Source organism: Burkholderia sp. AU45274, assembly GCF_030482505.1.
Taxonomy (GTDB): domain Bacteria; phylum Pseudomonadota; class Gammaproteobacteria; order Burkholderiales; family Burkholderiaceae; genus Burkholderia.
In genome coordinates this window covers 888,053-903,245 of record NZ_JAUJQE010000001.1, presented here as the reverse complement: position 1 = coordinate 903,245, position 15,193 = coordinate 888,053, and the positions used below count along the sequence as shown (strand labels likewise).

At 66.4% G+C, this 15,193-nt stretch carries 13 protein-coding genes; 5 read left to right on the top strand and 8 right to left on the bottom strand.

All coding sequences use genetic code 11. The features are described 5' to 3' along the window. Window positions 1-40: 40 nt before the first annotated feature. Window positions 41-1,171: a porin gene (locus QZM35_RS04100; protein WP_089427809.1), complete on the bottom strand. Its 1,131-nt coding sequence runs from the start codon at window positions 1,169-1,171 to the stop codon at window positions 41-43. A gap of 273 nt (window positions 1,172-1,444) precedes the next feature. Here QZM35_RS04100 and QZM35_RS04095 point away from each other — a divergent pair, with 273 nt between their 5' ends. After that, entirely contained in the window at window positions 1,445-2,023 is a 579-nt protein-coding gene (locus QZM35_RS04095; RefSeq protein WP_174971814.1) for a thioesterase family protein, read from the top strand. 28 nt (window positions 2,024-2,051) lie between these two features. Beyond that, a complete protein-coding gene (locus QZM35_RS04090) occupies window positions 2,052-3,539 on the top strand; it encodes an aldehyde dehydrogenase (RefSeq protein WP_301775440.1) in 1,488 nt (495 codons plus the stop codon). Window positions 3,540-3,601: 62 nt separating this feature from the next. Here QZM35_RS04090 and QZM35_RS04085 read toward each other — a convergent pair whose 3' ends face one another. Then, entirely contained in the window at window positions 3,602-4,009 is a 408-nt protein-coding gene (locus QZM35_RS04085) for a type II toxin-antitoxin system VapC family toxin (protein ID WP_301775439.1), read from the bottom strand. Next, window positions 4,006-4,248, bottom strand: coding sequence for an antitoxin (locus QZM35_RS04080; RefSeq protein ID WP_174971821.1), 243 nt, complete (start codon window positions 4,246-4,248; stop codon window positions 4,006-4,008). Before QZM35_RS04080 ends, QZM35_RS04085 begins: the two co-directional genes overlap by 4 nt. Window positions 4,249-4,462: 214 nt before the next feature. On the opposite strand from QZM35_RS04080, the gene QZM35_RS04075 reads away from it, so the two are divergent. Further along, window positions 4,463-5,146 carry an alpha/beta hydrolase gene (locus QZM35_RS04075; protein ID WP_301775438.1) on the top strand — a complete coding sequence of 228 codons (684 nt, stop codon included), beginning with the start codon at window positions 4,463-4,465 and terminating at the stop codon, window positions 5,144-5,146. A 61-nt stretch (window positions 5,147-5,207) separates the two neighbouring features. Here QZM35_RS04075 and QZM35_RS04070 read toward each other — a convergent pair whose 3' ends face one another. Then, window positions 5,208-6,719: an amino acid permease gene (locus tag QZM35_RS04070; protein WP_089432482.1), complete on the bottom strand. Its 1,512-nt coding sequence runs from the start codon at window positions 6,717-6,719 to the stop codon at window positions 5,208-5,210. 108 nt (window positions 6,720-6,827) lie between these two features. Continuing rightward, on the bottom strand, window positions 6,828-8,234 hold the full coding sequence (locus QZM35_RS04065; RefSeq protein ID WP_089432481.1) for an aspartate ammonia-lyase: 1,407 nt from the start codon (window positions 8,232-8,234) through the stop codon (window positions 6,828-6,830). Window positions 8,235-8,376: 142 nt separating this feature from the next. On the opposite strand from QZM35_RS04065, the gene QZM35_RS04060 reads away from it, so the two are divergent. Then, window positions 8,377-9,351: a LysR family transcriptional regulator gene (locus QZM35_RS04060; RefSeq protein ID WP_089474592.1), complete on the top strand. Its 975-nt coding sequence runs from the start codon at window positions 8,377-8,379 to the stop codon at window positions 9,349-9,351. Between the two features lie 88 nt (window positions 9,352-9,439). Here the strand turns inward: QZM35_RS04060 and QZM35_RS04055 are convergent, their stop codons facing one another. Further along, window positions 9,440-10,504, bottom strand: coding sequence for an asparaginase (locus QZM35_RS04055; RefSeq protein WP_089427817.1), 1,065 nt, complete (start codon window positions 10,502-10,504; stop codon window positions 9,440-9,442). 322 nt (window positions 10,505-10,826) lie between these two features. Between QZM35_RS04055 and QZM35_RS04050 the strand changes: the two genes are divergently transcribed. Then, the gene (locus QZM35_RS04050) at window positions 10,827-13,070 is read left to right on the top strand and encodes a TonB-dependent siderophore receptor (RefSeq protein WP_089432479.1); all 2,244 of its coding nucleotides are present in this window, start codon (window positions 10,827-10,829) and stop codon (window positions 13,068-13,070) included. A gap of 45 nt (window positions 13,071-13,115) precedes the next feature. Here QZM35_RS04050 and phnY read toward each other — a convergent pair whose 3' ends face one another. Beyond that, entirely contained in the window at window positions 13,116-14,570 is a 1,455-nt protein-coding gene (phnY, locus tag QZM35_RS04045; protein ID WP_301775437.1) for a phosphonoacetaldehyde dehydrogenase, read from the bottom strand. A 44-nt stretch (window positions 14,571-14,614) separates the two neighbouring features. Then, window positions 14,615-14,956, bottom strand: coding sequence for a GNAT family N-acetyltransferase (locus QZM35_RS04040; RefSeq protein ID WP_089427820.1), 342 nt, complete (start codon window positions 14,954-14,956; stop codon window positions 14,615-14,617). Between the last annotated feature and the right edge of the window lie 237 nt (window positions 14,957-15,193).

The window sequence follows — 15,193 nt, the reverse complement described above, 5'->3', positions numbered from 1 at the left end:
TGGGCCGACGGGGCCGGCCCAGCCCATGCGGGCAAAACGATCAGAAGTTGTGCCGCATGCCGATGCGCGCGGCGGCTTGCGTGCGGCTCGTCGACGGCGTGAAGCTGTAGCCGATCACCGCATCGACGCCGTTCGACGCGCGCATCCAGTCGACGCCCGCATAGACGTCGGTGCGCTTGGACAGTGCGTAATGCGTGCCGAGCGCGACTTCGTGCCAGTGATGGCCTTCGAACGTCGTGTACTGGTAGCCCGCGACGAGCGACAGCGCCGGGGTCGCCTGGTACAGGCCGCCCGCCTCGTACACGCGCATCGTCGACGATTGCCCGTAGCCCTTGAACGTCGTGTTGCTGAAATCCGCGTTGAGCGTCAGCTTGCCGAGCGTGTACGACGCGCCGATCCCGAAGATCGACTGCGAGTCGATCGAGAACGGCGTCGAATCGTGCAGGTCGGTGACGGCGCCCGTCGCCGGATCGACGGTCGCGACCGTCTGTCCGAGCATCGTCCTCACGCCCATCTGCGCATACGGATCGAGCGCCGCGAGCCTGCGCGGCGCGTTGAGCCGCGTATAGTTGCCGCCTGCCGAGAAATCGCCGTGCGTGTAGCTCGCGCCCAGGCTCCACGCACTGCCGTCGTGGAAGCTGCCCGCATCGTTGCTGAACGAATACATGCCACCGACCACGAGCCCGTGGAAACTGTTGCTGACGAACTTCACCGCGTTCTGCAGCCGGTCGCCGCTCTGACGGTCGAAGTCGCCCAGGTGCACGCCGTAGCCGCTGCCGAACGCGCTGACGTTGTAGTTCGCGGTGAAATCGAAAGCAAAGTCGTACTGGTTGCCGAACGTCAGCGTGCCCCAGTCATTGCCAAGCCCCACGTACGCCTGCCGCCCGAACATCGCGCCGCCCTGGTTCAGCTTGCCGGTGCCGAGCCGGAACCCGTTCTCGAGCTTGAACACGGCCTTGTTGCCGCCGCCGAGATCCTCCGTGCCCATCAGGCCGACGCGGTTGCCGTACGACACGCCGTCGTCGAACAGGTACGCGTGCGCGCCGCCCGTATTGTTCACGTAGGTGATGCCGCCATCGATGATCCCGTACAGCGATACGCTGCTCTGGGCGTGTGCGTAGCCGTGGACCATCACCGACATCATGCCGGCCAGCAGGAAGCGCTTCTTCATTTTCGGTGTCTCCGGTTTCCGCGCGAGGCGGATCGATTTTTCGTTGTGCGTATCGTGCAGATGCGCCGCCCGCCCTGCTTCGCTTCGGCATCGCGGCGCTGGCGAGTATAGGTTCCGTTGAATGATTGTTCAATTAATTGAGCGATGAATCCGCACCGGTGTTTACACGCATCGGCGATCTCTTTATTGAAAAAACGTTCAACCCGTCATAACATCGACCGGCAGCCCCCGCGGACGACGTGCGGGCCCGTTCCGAACCCTGGAGTGCACTGGATGACGACCCACCTCAGCCCCGCCGCCGAGCCGCGCCTGCGCTCGGCCTACGAAGGACAGAAGGCGCGTCCGTACGACCCCGCCGCACCGATCGCGACGCCCCTCGAACTGCATCGCTGCACCGTGCAGCCCGAGTGGGTCGATTACAACGGCCACATGAGCGAGTCGTGCTATCTGCTCGTGTTCGGCGACAGCAGCGATGCGTTCTTCCGCTACTTCGGCATCGACGACGACTATCGCGACGCCGGCTGCTCGATTTACTCGGCGGAAACGCATATCCGCCACCTGCGCGAAGCGATGCTCGGCGAACCGCTCAGGCTCACGGTGCGGCTGCTCGACATGGACGACCGGCGGCTGCACGTGTTTCATTCGATGCACCATGCGACGACGGGCGCGCCACTCGCGACCGGCGAGCAACTGCTGACCCACGTCGACATGCGCGCGAAACGCTCCGCGCCGTTCCCGGCCGCGATCCGCCGGCATCTCGACGCGATTCACGCCGAACATGCGCGCGCGCCGCACGAGCCGCATGCGGGCCGCGCGATCGCGATCCGCCGCCCGACGCCCGCTTCACGCTGATCTCCCCGACCCACGACGGAGTGTTCTCATGCAGACGAACGACACCTGGCGCACGCGCGCCAGCCAGCTCGACATCGATTCCCGCGCATTCGTGGACGGTAGGTTCCGCGACGCGCACGACGGCGCCACCTTCGCCTGCACGAGCCCGATCGACGGCCGTGCGCTCGCACAGGTCGCGCATTGCCGGCAGGCCGACGCCGACCTCGCGGTCGCGGCCGCGCGGCGCGCATTCGAAAGCGGTGCGTGGCGTGACGCGTCGCCGCGCGAACGCAAGCGCGTGATGCTGCGCTGGGCCGCGCTGATCCGCGAGCACGCGGACGATCTCGCGCTGCTCGAAACGCTCGACACCGGCAAGCCGATCGGCGACACGACCACGATCGACATCCCGTCGACCGCCTACTGCGCCGAGTGGTTCGCCGAAGCGATCGACAAGACGGGCGGCGAAGTCGCGCCGGCCGACGCGCATCTCGTCGGGCTCGTCACGCGCGAGCCGATCGGCGTGGTCGCGGCGGTCGTGCCATGGAATTTCCCCGCGATGATCGCGATGTGGAAATGCGCGCCGGCGCTCGCGGCCGGCAACAGCGTCGTGCTGAAGCCGTCGGAGAAATCGCCGCTCAGTGCGCTGCGACTCGCCGCGCTGGCCGCGCAGGCCGGGCTGCCGGCCGGCGTGCTGAACGTGCTGCCGGGCTTCGGCGATGCGGGCGAAGCGCTCGCGCGGCATCCGGACGTCGACTGCATCGCATTTACCGGCTCGACCGCGGTCGGCCACAAGGTCATGCGCTGCGCGGCCGATTCGAACCTGAAGCGCGTGTGGCTCGAACTCGGCGGCAAGTCGCCGCAGATCGTGCTGCCCGACTGTCCGGACCTCGAACGCGCGGCGCGCACCGTCGCGCATGCGGTGTTCTACAACACCGGGCAGATGTGTACGGCGGGTTCCCGTTTGCTCGTCCATCGCGCGATTCGTGACGAACTCGTTGCGCGCGTGCTCGCGATCGCCCCCGAGTACGCGCCCGGCGATCCGCTGTCGCCCGCTACGCGCATGGGCAGCCTGATCGATGCCGCGCAGGTCGAACGCGTGCTCGGCTACGTCGACGCGGGCCGCGACGAGGCGACGTTGCTCGCGGGCGGCAAGCGTGCGCGCGCCGGGAGCGGCGGCCAGTACGTCGAACCGACCGTGTTCGACTGCCCGCGTGCCGACGCGCGGATCGTGCGCGAGGAGATTTTCGGGCCGGTGCTGGCGGTCACGGCGTTCGACGACCTCGATACGGCCATCGCGCACGCGAACGACACGCGCTACGGGCTGGCGGCATCGGTATGGACGGCCAACCTGACGACCGCGCACGAAACCGCGCGCCGGCTGCGGGCCGGCACGGTGTGGGTGAACGGCTACGAGGAAACCGACGACATGAACTTCCCGTTCGGCGGCTTCAAGGAATCGGGCAACGGGCGCGACAACTCGCTGCACGCGCTGGAGAAATATACGGAGTTGAAATCGACGGTGATTCGGTTGCGGTGAGGTCCGGGCGGCGCGCGCCCGCGGGACGAATCCGCTCCCGTTGCGGCATGACCGTCATGCGATCAGTTTTCACGCGCCTCGGCGAGCCAATCCTCGACCTGTAACCCCGGGACTCGCGCAAACTCGCGCACGTTATGGGTGACGAGCACCAGACGCCGAGCGCGTGCCTGCCCTGCGATCAACGCATCGTACGGACCGATCGGGGTGCCCGCCGCAGTCAGATGCGCACGAATCTCGCCGGCGTGCTGAGCATCTTCGACATCGAACGACACCACCTCGAACTGAAGTGCCTCGACACGTGCCACGTTCGCAGCCGCTCTCTGGCTCTTGTAGGCGCCGTAATAGAGTTCATGCGCGACGATCGCCGGGATGCCGAAATCTGCTGGCTGATACGTGCGCAGCCGGGCCAGCATGGCCGGCTCGCCTTTCAGGATGGCGATTACGGCATGGGTATCCAGCAGAAATTTCATTCAAATACGTCCGGATCCGGGCGTTCCTGAGCGGCAGGCTCGGTCGTGGCGGCGGCTTCGAAATCGGCGTCGACCGGGCCGATCAGCGGCGTGAGCCATGCCCAGTCTTGCGGCACCGGCTCGAGAATCACGGACGAACCGTGGCGACGAATCCGGACCTCGGTCGTGTCGAAGCGGAAATCCTTCGGCAGACGGACAGCCTGCGATCCGCCATGCTTGAAAATCTTGGCAGTATCCATCCTCGCCCCTCGCGTATCTACGAAATGTATCTACTTTAACCATTCCGCGCGCTGATGACGAGTCACCCGATCGGTATATGAACAACGAGCAACGTGGCGTCGCGGAACACCCGATTCACTCCTGTCAGGAAACAATCAATCGCACGCCGGCGATTCACGTCGCCGCCCGCACGCCCTAGACTGTCGCATCGCTCCCCTTTCCGAACCCCACGCCATGACCGACGTCCTGCCGCTGACCACCGATCCCGAGTCGAGCCTCCAGTACCGGCTGCGCCCGGCCACCGGCCGCCCCGCTGCCCGCCTGTTGCTGCTGCATGGCGTCGGCGGCAACGAAACCAACCTGCTGAACCTGGCCGACGTCATCGATCCGCGCGTCGAGATCGCCTTCTTGCGCGCCCCGCTCGCGTTCGGGCCCGACCAGCACGCGTGGTTCCCGGTGCGCTTCGGCCCGAACGGCCCCGAAATCGACGCGGCCCGTGCGGACGCGAGCCGACTCAAGCTGATCACGCTGCTCCGCGGCTTCCGTGGCAACGATGACGCAGGCACCGCGTTGCCGACGGTGATTGCCGGCTTCAGCCAGGGCGGCATCATGAGCGCGAGCGTCGGCCTCACGTCGCCGCAGGACGTCACCGCATTTGCAGTGCTGTGCGGGCGCATCCTGCCCGAAATCGATCCGCTGATCGCGCCGCGCGATGCCCTTCGCCCGCTCCATGCGCTGATCGTGCACGGCCGCGCCGACGACAAGCTGCCCGTCGCGTGGGCCGACACCGCCGACGCAAAACTCACGGCCCTCGGCGTCGCGCACGAAACGCGGCTGTACGCGGCCGGCCACGAGCTGACCGCGGAGATGGCCGGCGATTTCGGCCGCTGGGTCGGCGAACGCACCGGATTGAACTGACCGTCACGAGGCGCCGGGGCGCCGGCCGCGAACGACCCGGCGCGCCCGGCGCATACCGTCTTCAGGCGCCCCGCACCGGATCGGCAACGGCGCGCGTGGCCGAAGATGCAAGCGCATCCGCCGCCTGCTCCCGCGCCGCGCCACGCTTCGCGAGCTTCCAGCCGATCACCAGGGCGAGCACGACAACCGGAATCGTCGCGATGGTCCACGTGCCGCCCGGATAGTCGAAGGCCATCAGCACCAGCACGCCGACGAGGAAGGCCAGCGTGAGCCACGACGTGAACGGCGCGCCGGGCATCCGGAACGACACCGCCTTCAGCTCGCCGCGATCGACCGCACGACGGAACAGGATCTGGCACATGACGATGAAGCCCCACGTCGTGATGATCCCGAGCGACGCCATGTTCAGCACGATCTCGAATGCCTGCGCCGGCACGATGTAGTTCAGCGGCACACCGATCGCATTGATCGCGACCGTGATCAGGATCCCACCGTACGGCACGCCGCGTGCGTTCATCCGCGACACGAAGCGCGGCGCCGATCCGCCCATCGCGAGCGAGCGCAGCACGCGCCCGGTCGAATAGAGGCCGGAGTTCAGGCTCGACAGCGCGGCGGTCAGCACCACGACGTTCATCACGGTGCCGACGTACGGCACGCCGAGCTTGCTGAAGAACGTCACGAACGGGCTTTCGTGCGCGCTGTACGCCGTCCACGGCAGCAGCATCGTCAACAGCACGACCGAGCCGACGTAGAACAGCGCGATGCGCCACATCACGCTGTTGATGGCTTTCGGCAAGACCTTGCGCGCATCGGCCGTCTCGCCCGCCGCGACGCCGACGAGCTCGATGCTCGCGTAGGCAAACACGACGCCCTGCACGATCAGCACGGCCGGCAGGATGCCGTGCGGGAAGATCCCGCCGTGATCCGCGACCAGGTGAAGCCCCGGCATCTGCCCGGCGACCGGATGGCCGCTCGCGAGAAACACGGCGCCGACCGCGAGGAACACCGCGAGCGTCCCCACCTTGACGAGCGAGAACCAGAACTCCATCTCGCCGAACACCTTCACGCCGATCATGTTCATCACCGACACGATTCCGAGCGCGCCGAGCGCGAACACCCACTGCGGCACGTCCGTGAACACGGCCCAGTACTTCATGTAGATCGCGACCGCGGTGATGTCAACGATGCCGGTGGTCGCCCAGTTCAGGTAGTACATCCAGCCCGCGACGAACGAGGCGCGTTCGCCCATGAACTCCCGTGCATACGACACGAAGCTGCCGCTGGTCGGCCGGTGCATCACGAGCTCGCCGAGCGCGCGCATGATCAGGAACGCGAACACGCCGCAGACGAGGTAGACGAGCGCGAGCGCCGGCCCCGCGTGCTGCAGGCGCCCGCCCGCACCGAGAAAGAGGCCGGTGCCGATCGCGCCGCCCATCGCGATCATCTGCACGTGCCGGGGCTTCAACTGCTTCGCATAGCCGGCTTCGTGCGACGCGAACATCGCATCCGGGTCGGCATGTCGGGAATCCGCGCCGCCGGCCGGATCGGCCGGGCGCTCGCTGCTGTGGGTCATCGTGAGTCTCCGTTGTTTCTTGATGTGTCGCGCCCCGCGCGGGGGCGCGTCGGATGCAGTCGCATGCAAGCCGCCGGCGTCACGCACCGACGGCCTGCGCAGCCGGCGTCAAAGCACGCGCGGCCGGATCAGTGCTTCGGGTTGCAGCGCTTCCTCGACCTGCGCAGCGGTCATCCACTCGCGCTCCAGCACGACCTCGCGGATCGACTTGCCGGTCGCGTGCGCTTCGGCCGCCACGGCGGTCGCGCGCTTGTAGCCGATGTACGGGTTCAGCGCGGTCGCGAGCGCGACCGAGCGCTCCATCGTTTCGCGCAGCCGTTCGGGGTTCGCGGTGATCCCGCTCACGCACCGCTGCGCGAGCGTCGTGCAGGCGGCCGTCAGGTGGCTGAAGCTGCGGAACAGCGCGCTGGCGATCACCGGCTCGAACGCGTTCAACTGAAGCTGTCCGGCCTCGGCCGCGAAGGTCACGGTCAGGTCGTTGCCGAACACCTCGAAGGCAACCTGGTTGACGACTTCCGGGATCACCGGATTGACCTTGCCGGGCATGATCGACGAGCCGGCCTGCACGGGCGGCAGGTTGATCTCGCCGAACCCCGCGCGCGGGCCGCTCGACAGCAGCCGCAGGTCGTTGCAGATCTTCGACAGCTTCACGGCGATCCGCTTGAGCACGCCCGACACCTGCACGAACGCGCCGCAATCCTGGGTCGCTTCGATCAGGTTCGGCGCGGTGCTCAGGTCGAGCCCGGTAATGCGCCGCAGCGCCGCGAGCGCCTTCTCCGCGTACTGCGGATGCGCGGTGATCCCCGTGCCGATCGCGGTCGCGCCGAGGTTGATCTCGCGAATCAGCCAGCCGGCTTCCTGCAGGCGCGCGATGTCTTCCGTCAGCATCACCGCGTAGGTCGAGAATTCCTGGCCGAGCGTCATCGGCACCGCGTCCTGCAGCTGCGTGCGGCCGAGCTTCAGCAAGCCGGCGAACGCGTCGGCCCGCTCCGCGAACGCATCGCGCAGGCGCGCCATCGCTTCGAGCAGGTGCTCGACCGCGAAGCAGGTCGCCACGCGAATCGCGGTCGGATAGACGTCGTTGGTGCTCTGCGCGAGGTTCACGTGCTCGTTCGGATGCAGGTATTCGTACTGCCCGCGCGCGTAGCCCATGATTTCGAGCGCGCGGTTGCAGATCACCTCGTTCGCGTTCATGTTGGTCGACGTGCCGGCCCCGCCCTGGATGATGTCGACGACGAACTGGTCGTGCAGGCGCCCTTCGCGGATCTCGACGCACGCGGCGGCGATCGCATCGCGGTACGGCCGCGGCAGCAGCCCGAGCTCGCAGTTCGCGTCGGCCGCGGCCTCCTTCACCGCGGCGAGCGCCATCACGAAGTAAGGCAGCGACGCGATGGTGCGGCCCGAAATGTCGAAATTCTCCTTCGCGCGCAGCGTATGGACGCCGTAGTAGGCCTCGTTCGGGATGCTTCGCTTACCTAAAAGATCCGCTTCGACGCGGAAGCCGTTTTGTGTCATCGTGCCCCTCCTGGATGTCTCGTGCCGCTCGTCGTGCGCCGCTTCCCGACGCGACGGGTTCGCATTCTATGCCTTTGCAAAAACAAGCTCACTTCTGTATTATCGAAAGCGGTTTTGCGTGGCACGCAACAATGAGAATCGGATGAAAAAAGGCGCGAGGGAAACCGGCATCGATCACATGGGCGCGATGCGCGCGTTCGTCAGGGTGGTCGAAACGGGGAGTTTTTCGGCGGTCGCCAAGGAGATGCACGTGTCGACGTCCACCGTCGCACGCAAGGTCACGGCCATCGAGGAGGCGCTCGGCGTCGCGCTGCTGCACCGCTCCACGCATAGCGTGACGCTCACCGAAGCCGGCCACATCTACCTGGAACGCGCCGTCACGCTGATCGCCGATCTCGACGACACCTTGCGCGTGGTCGCCGAGCTGAATGCGCAGCCGAGCGGCCCGCTGAAGCTCACCGCGCCGGTGGCGTTCGGCCGCCGCCATCTCGCGCCGCTGGTCGCCCCGTTCCTCGCGCGCTACCCGACGATCCAGCTCGACGTGCGGCTCACCGACAACCACAACGACCTGGTGGCCGGCGGCTTCGATCTCGACATTCACGAAGGCGAGAACTACCTGGACAACCTCGTCGTCCACCGCCTGTCGCGCAACGACAGCATCCTGTGCGCGACGCCCGGCTATCTCGACCGCTGCGGGCGCCCGGTCACGCCCGACGACCTCAAGCAACACAACTGCCTGCGCTACGTGCATCCGGAAGGCGATCCGCGCTGGGATCTCGTGAACGGCGACGCGCATCACAGCGTGCTGCCGGCCGGCAACCTCGTCACCGACCATTCGGAGCTGCTGCTCGAAGCGACCTGCGCGGGGCTCGGCATCGCGGAGTTCGAGATCTGGCTGGTGCGCGACCTGCTCGCGAGCGGGCGGCTCGAAGCCGTGCTGCCGCGCTACCGGCTGCAGAACCGGCTGACCGGCGAATACATCTACATCGCGTATCTGGCGAACCGGCGCAGCTCGGCGAAGCTGCGCGTGCTGAAGGACTTTCTCGCGGAACACCTCGCGCATATCGGCGAGTTGTCGGCGCTGGAGCTGACGAAGATTCGCGGCGCGAGCGTGTAGCGCACGCGCCCTGGGTCGGGTTCGCGCCGCTGCGCACGGCCCGCGTCGCGGACCACCGGCAGCAGCGCATCCGCGCCGTTCAGGCCGATCAAGCCGCCTGCAATTCGAACGGGAACGTGGCGTGCCCGATCTCGACACCCTGCGTGTTGAGCATCCGCGGCCGATGAAAGCCGGCCAGCGGCGCGCGCTGCTCGGCCGTGCCGATCTGCAGCCGCTCGAGCAGTTCGCTGACGACCATGTAGAGCACGTCGAGATTGCCGTCCTCGATCTTCACCGAGATGCCGAGCGCGCCATCGGCGCCCAGCGCCCGCGTGCGCTCGGACGCCCGCACGCCGATCCCGTAGCACGCATCGGCGCCGAGCTTGCCGACCACCTGCCCGCCGAACGCGTTCATCAGCACCGTGCAATAGCGCCCTTCGCCGGCAACCAGCTCCGGATACGCGGTCATCGCATGATGAATGCGCGCCAGCGCGCGGACGCGATCGGAGATGGCGTCACCGCCCGCTTCCACCGTATCCGCCCCGTCGGCCAGCGATGCGTAAAGCCGCGCGAGCCGGTCCAGCGAAAACGCCGGTGTCGGCAGGTTGCACCCGTCGATGCCCCACTCGACCTCGTCGTCGCGCAGCCCGCACGCATCGGCCACCACGTGCTTCACGCGCACCTGCATCGGATGCTCGGGGAGATGGTAATCGGCGATCGCGGCGCCGATCGCCTGCGCGCCGGCCAGCATCCCGACGTGCTTGCCCGAGCAGTTGCTGCACACGCCGGTCGGCGTGTAGTCGCGCTTGATCCACGCGCGGTACACCGCGTCCGACAACGGCGGATGGCCGCCGCAACGCAAGTCCGATTCGTGCGCGGCGACCTTGGCGAGCATCGCGCGCGTGCGTTCGATGTGCCGGTCCTCGCTGCTGTGCGATGCGCACATCAGCGCGATGTCCGCATCGTCGAAGCCGAAGCGCTCGGGCGCGCCCGTCTCGAGCACCGACAGCGCCTGCGCCGGCTTGGCCGCCGAGCGCGCGAGCGTCATCCGGAACGGATCGCCGAACCGGGCCAGCAGCCGGCCGCGTGCATCGACCACCGCCACATGGGCGACGTGCGTGTTCTCGATCGCATCGCCTCGGTACGTGACGACTGCTGCGCGTTGGGTGTCCATCTTGTGTTGTCTCCATGCTCGGGGCCAGCTTGCCGGGGCCCGTCCAACCGGTACGGCAGTGTATCGAGTCGTCGCCGCCGCGCACGGCCGGGGGATGGAAAGTGGTGTTGCACGCCACGCAAAGGCACGCCGTCCCCCACGAAAGCCTGACCAAATTAGTACAAAAACCATTCGATCGTTTACAGAATTAGTACCAATCCGTACAATTGCGACCGCAAACGCGAATCATACGCATTTACATTGACGTTTTCCGATGTTCCGTGCGGCCCGCCCGGCATCGAGAAGACGCACCTGCTCACCGAACCTTCTGCTGCCTCTCGATATGCCCGCCCAGTTCAAGACGAGGCCTCGCGCCCTCGTGTCGGCGCTGACCTGCTCCGTGTTCCTGACCCCGCTGCTCGCTTCCGCCGAAACCGCCCCTGCTCCCGCACCCGCCGCCGGCCAGCCGGCCCCGTCCGCCGACGTGCGGGCGACGCTGCCGACGATCAATGTTCAGTCGACCGCGCCGTCGGACATGCAGGTGAAACGTTCGCCGTCGTACAAGTTCACCGCGCCGCTGCTCGACACGCCGCGCTCGGTCACGGTGATCCCCGAGCAACTCATCAAGGAAAAGAACGTCACGTCGTTCGCGGACGCGCTGCGCTCGGTGCCGGGCATCACGTTCCTCGGCGGCGATGCGGCCGCGAACCCGTCGGCCGATCGCCCGGTGATCCGCGGCTTCGAATCGCGCAACTCGATCTTCGTCGACGGGATGCGCGACTCGGGGTTGCAGAACCGCGAAACGTTCGCGGTCGAGCAGATCAGCGTGATCAAGGGCCCGGATTCGGTCTACGCGGGCCGCGGCTCGGTGGGCGGCAGCATCGACATCGTCACGAAGACGCCGAAGAACGACAACTTCATCAACAGCAGCATCGGCTTCGGCACAGACGGCTACAAGCGCGCGACGGTCGACGCGAACCACAAGATCAACGACACGACGGCCGTGCGCCTGAACGTGATGGGTCACGACGCGAACCAGGCCGGCCGCAACGACGTGTACAACAAGCGCTGGGGCGTCGCGCCGTCGATCGTGTTCGGGCTGAATACGCCGACCACGGTCACGGTCAGCTACTACCACATGAACTCGTACGACATGCCGGACTTCAGCGTGCCGTTCCGCGCGTCGGGCGGCACGCCGGTGCCGACCGATCGCGGGCAGTTCTTCGGGCTGAACACGCGCGACTACCGCTACGGGCAGACCGACACCGCCCAGGTGCGCGTCGAGCACAAGCTCAACGACGACTGGAAGCTGAAGAACACGACGATGTTCGGCCGCTCGACGCTCGATTACGTGGCGACGAACCCGCAGATCTCAACCAAGTACCCCGACCGACTCGGCATGCAGGCAAAGAGCGGCAAGTACGCGACCAACGGTGTCGCCAACCAGACCGAGATTACCGGCCGAGCAAATCTGTTCGGCATGCAGCACACGATGACCGCTGGTGTGGAGTTCAGTCAGGAGCAGAACCGCTACGAGGGGTATCTCGTCTCGGACGCTTCAGGCACGAACCTCCGCTCGGGAGACATCTGCGTCACATCGCCAGCGTTCTGTGCACCAATCTCTGGCGGATGGAATCCAAACATGCCGTGGACCGGCAATATCGTGCTGAATGGAGACAAGGGCTTCCCCGGCGCGACGACGAACACCCGTACGACCACCGCGTCAGCGTACATCTTCGACACGGTGAAACTGACCGAACAATGGTTGTTCAATGCAGGTTTGCGCTTCGACCGCTACGATACGACGGCCAAACAGGCCGGCGTCGCCGACCTGTCAAACACGTCAAATCTGTTCAGTTACCAGTTTGGTCTCGTGTACAAACCCGTCCGCAATGTCAGCCTCTACGCATCCTATGGCACGTCGTCGAACCCACCCGGTTCGAACGGTGGCCTTGGCGGCGGAACTGATCAGCTCACGGCAAACACGCTGAACCTGTCGCCGGAACGCACGCGAAACATCGAAATCGGAGCGAAGTGGGACGTGCTGGATGAGCAACTTTCGTTGACCTCTGCACTCTTTGACACCGAGAAAAACAACGCTCAAGTCCCCGATGGGCTCGGTCGCCAGGTTAATGCCGGCAAACAGCGTGTTCGCGGCGCGGAATTCGGCTTCGCGGGCAACTTGACGCCGAAGTGGCACGTGTTCGGCGGCTACTCGTACCTGAACGCGATCACGACCGATGCCGGCCCCGGCAGCCCGGGCGCATCGGGCCTGCCGATGGTGATGGTGCCGAAGCACAACTTCACGCTGTGGACGAGCTACGACGTGATGCCGAAGCTCACGCTCGGCGCGGGTGCGACGGTGATGAGCCAGACCTATGCGTCGGTATCGGCGACGACGAAGAAATGGACGCCCGGCTACGCACGCTTCGACGCGGCTGCGACGTGGCGCGTGAACAAGACGATGGACGTGCAGCTCAACGTGCAGAACCTGTTCGACAAGAAGTATTACGCGAGCGCGTATCCGATCTACGCGACGTGGGCGCCGGGCCGTTCGGCGATGGTCACGCTCAACTTCTATCAGTAACGCGGTTGGCGGCGGGCGGGCGCGATGCGCCCTTCCCCGCCGCGCTCACCACGGCAGCGAATACGTCTTCACGTTCGTGAAGCTCTTCATCGCTTCCTGCACGCCTTCCTTGTAGCCCAGCCCCGAATCCTTCAGGCCACCGAACGGCGTCACTTCGAGCCGGTAGCCCGGCACGTCACGCACGTTCACGCTGCCGACTTCCAGCTCGGTGATGAAGCGCGTGATGTGGTCGAAGCGGTTCGTGCAGACCGACGACGACAGCGCATAGTCGGTGCTGTTCGACATCCGGATCGCGTCGTCGATGTCGCGAAAGCGCATGATCGGCGACACGGGGCCGAAGGTTTCGTACTTCACGAGCGGCATGTCGGGCGTCATGCGATCGATCACCGTCGGCGAATACAGCGCGCCGTTGCGGACGTTGCCGACCAGCAGCCGCGCCCCGCGTGCGATTGCGTCATTCACCTGCTGCTCGCAGAACTTCGCGGCCGCCTCGTCGATCACCGTGCCCATGTCCACCGACGGATCGGCCGGGTTGCCGTACGACCACGCCCTGGTTTTCTCGACCACCAGCTCCGTGAAGCGATCGGCCACCGACTCGTGCACGAGCATCCGCTTGATCGCCGTGCAGCGCTGCCCCGAGTTTTTATACGAACCCGACACCGCGAGCGTGCTCGCTTCGTCGAGATCGGCGTCTTCCATCACGATGATCGGATCGTTGCCGCCGAGTTCGAGTACCGCGCGGCGGTAGCCCATCCGCGACGCGATCGATTTGCCGATCGACACACCGCCCGTGAACGTAATGAGGTCGATCGCCGGGTTCGTGATCAGCTCGTCGGCAATCTCCTTCGGGTCGCCGGTGAGCACTTGCAGCATCTGCGGCGGCAACCCGGCTTCATACAGGATGTCCGCGAACAGGTAGCACGACAGCGGCACCTTCTCCGACGGCTTCACCACGATCCGGTTGTTGGTGCCCACCGACGGCACGATCTTGTGCGCGACCTGGTTCATCGGATGGTTGAACGGCGTGATCGCGGAAATCACGCCGAGCAGCGGATCGCGCTGCGTGTACACGCGGCGCTTCTTGCCGTGCGGGGTCAGGTCGCACGAGAAGATCTGCCCGTCGTCCTTCAGCACTTCACCCGCGCCGAACGTCAGCACGTCGGCCACGCGGCCGGCTTCGTATGTGGAATCCTTGATGCACAGACCAGACTCGGCCGTGATCAGCGCTGCAATCTCGGCGGTGCGCGAACGCACGATGTCGGCCGCGCGGCGCAGGATCGCCGCTCGATCGTAACGTGTGAGCGTCGGCCGGTAAGCGCGTGCGACCGCGAAGGCACGCCGCACGTCGTCCAGCGTCGCCTTCGGCACGGTGCCGACCAGCGTGCCGTCGTACGGGTTGCGCACGTCGATGACCGCGTCGCGCCACACGCGCTGCCCGTCGATGCGCAGCGCTTCGTGCCGCACGTCGGATGCGGGAATCGGCTTCAGGACCGTGCTCATGTCGTCTCCGTCTTGGTGCAGCGTGATCTTGGTCACGCTGTCGGTTAGCGCACCACCACCAGCCCTTCGTATTCGAGGCAGCGGCACAGCGTCGCCCAGGCCGGCGTATCGGGCCATTCACGCGCGCGGGCATCGATGCGGATCGGCCGCCCGAATTCGCGCGACGCGCACGCCAGCAGCGTGTGCGCGATGCCGCTGCGCCGATACGCGGGTTCGACGTACAGCCGCGTGAGCGACGGCGATCGCACGGCACCGCCACTGTGGTCGTCGATATCGAGTTCGCCGATCGCCTCGTCGTCGCGATACGCGACCGCCGTCGCGCGTGCGTCGTCGAACACGATGCGGATCACGCGCTCGCAGCGATCCCTGAACACGACGACGTGCATGGCGCGCCTCTCCTTGGCAACACGTTGCAGGCGAACGCGATGCGCGCACGCCTCCCTGCGCCCGCGAACCGGGGACTAATCCGGATCGTCCAGCGGCGACGGTTTGAGTATCGTCTTGCCACGTCGGCGCGCAGTAGTGCCAGACGGCACCTTTCATTGAGTCCACATCCGCGGCGCGGCGCGCGTATTCTCGCGACATCGCGCCCCTCGCGGGCCGCACGCACGCCACGCGCACCG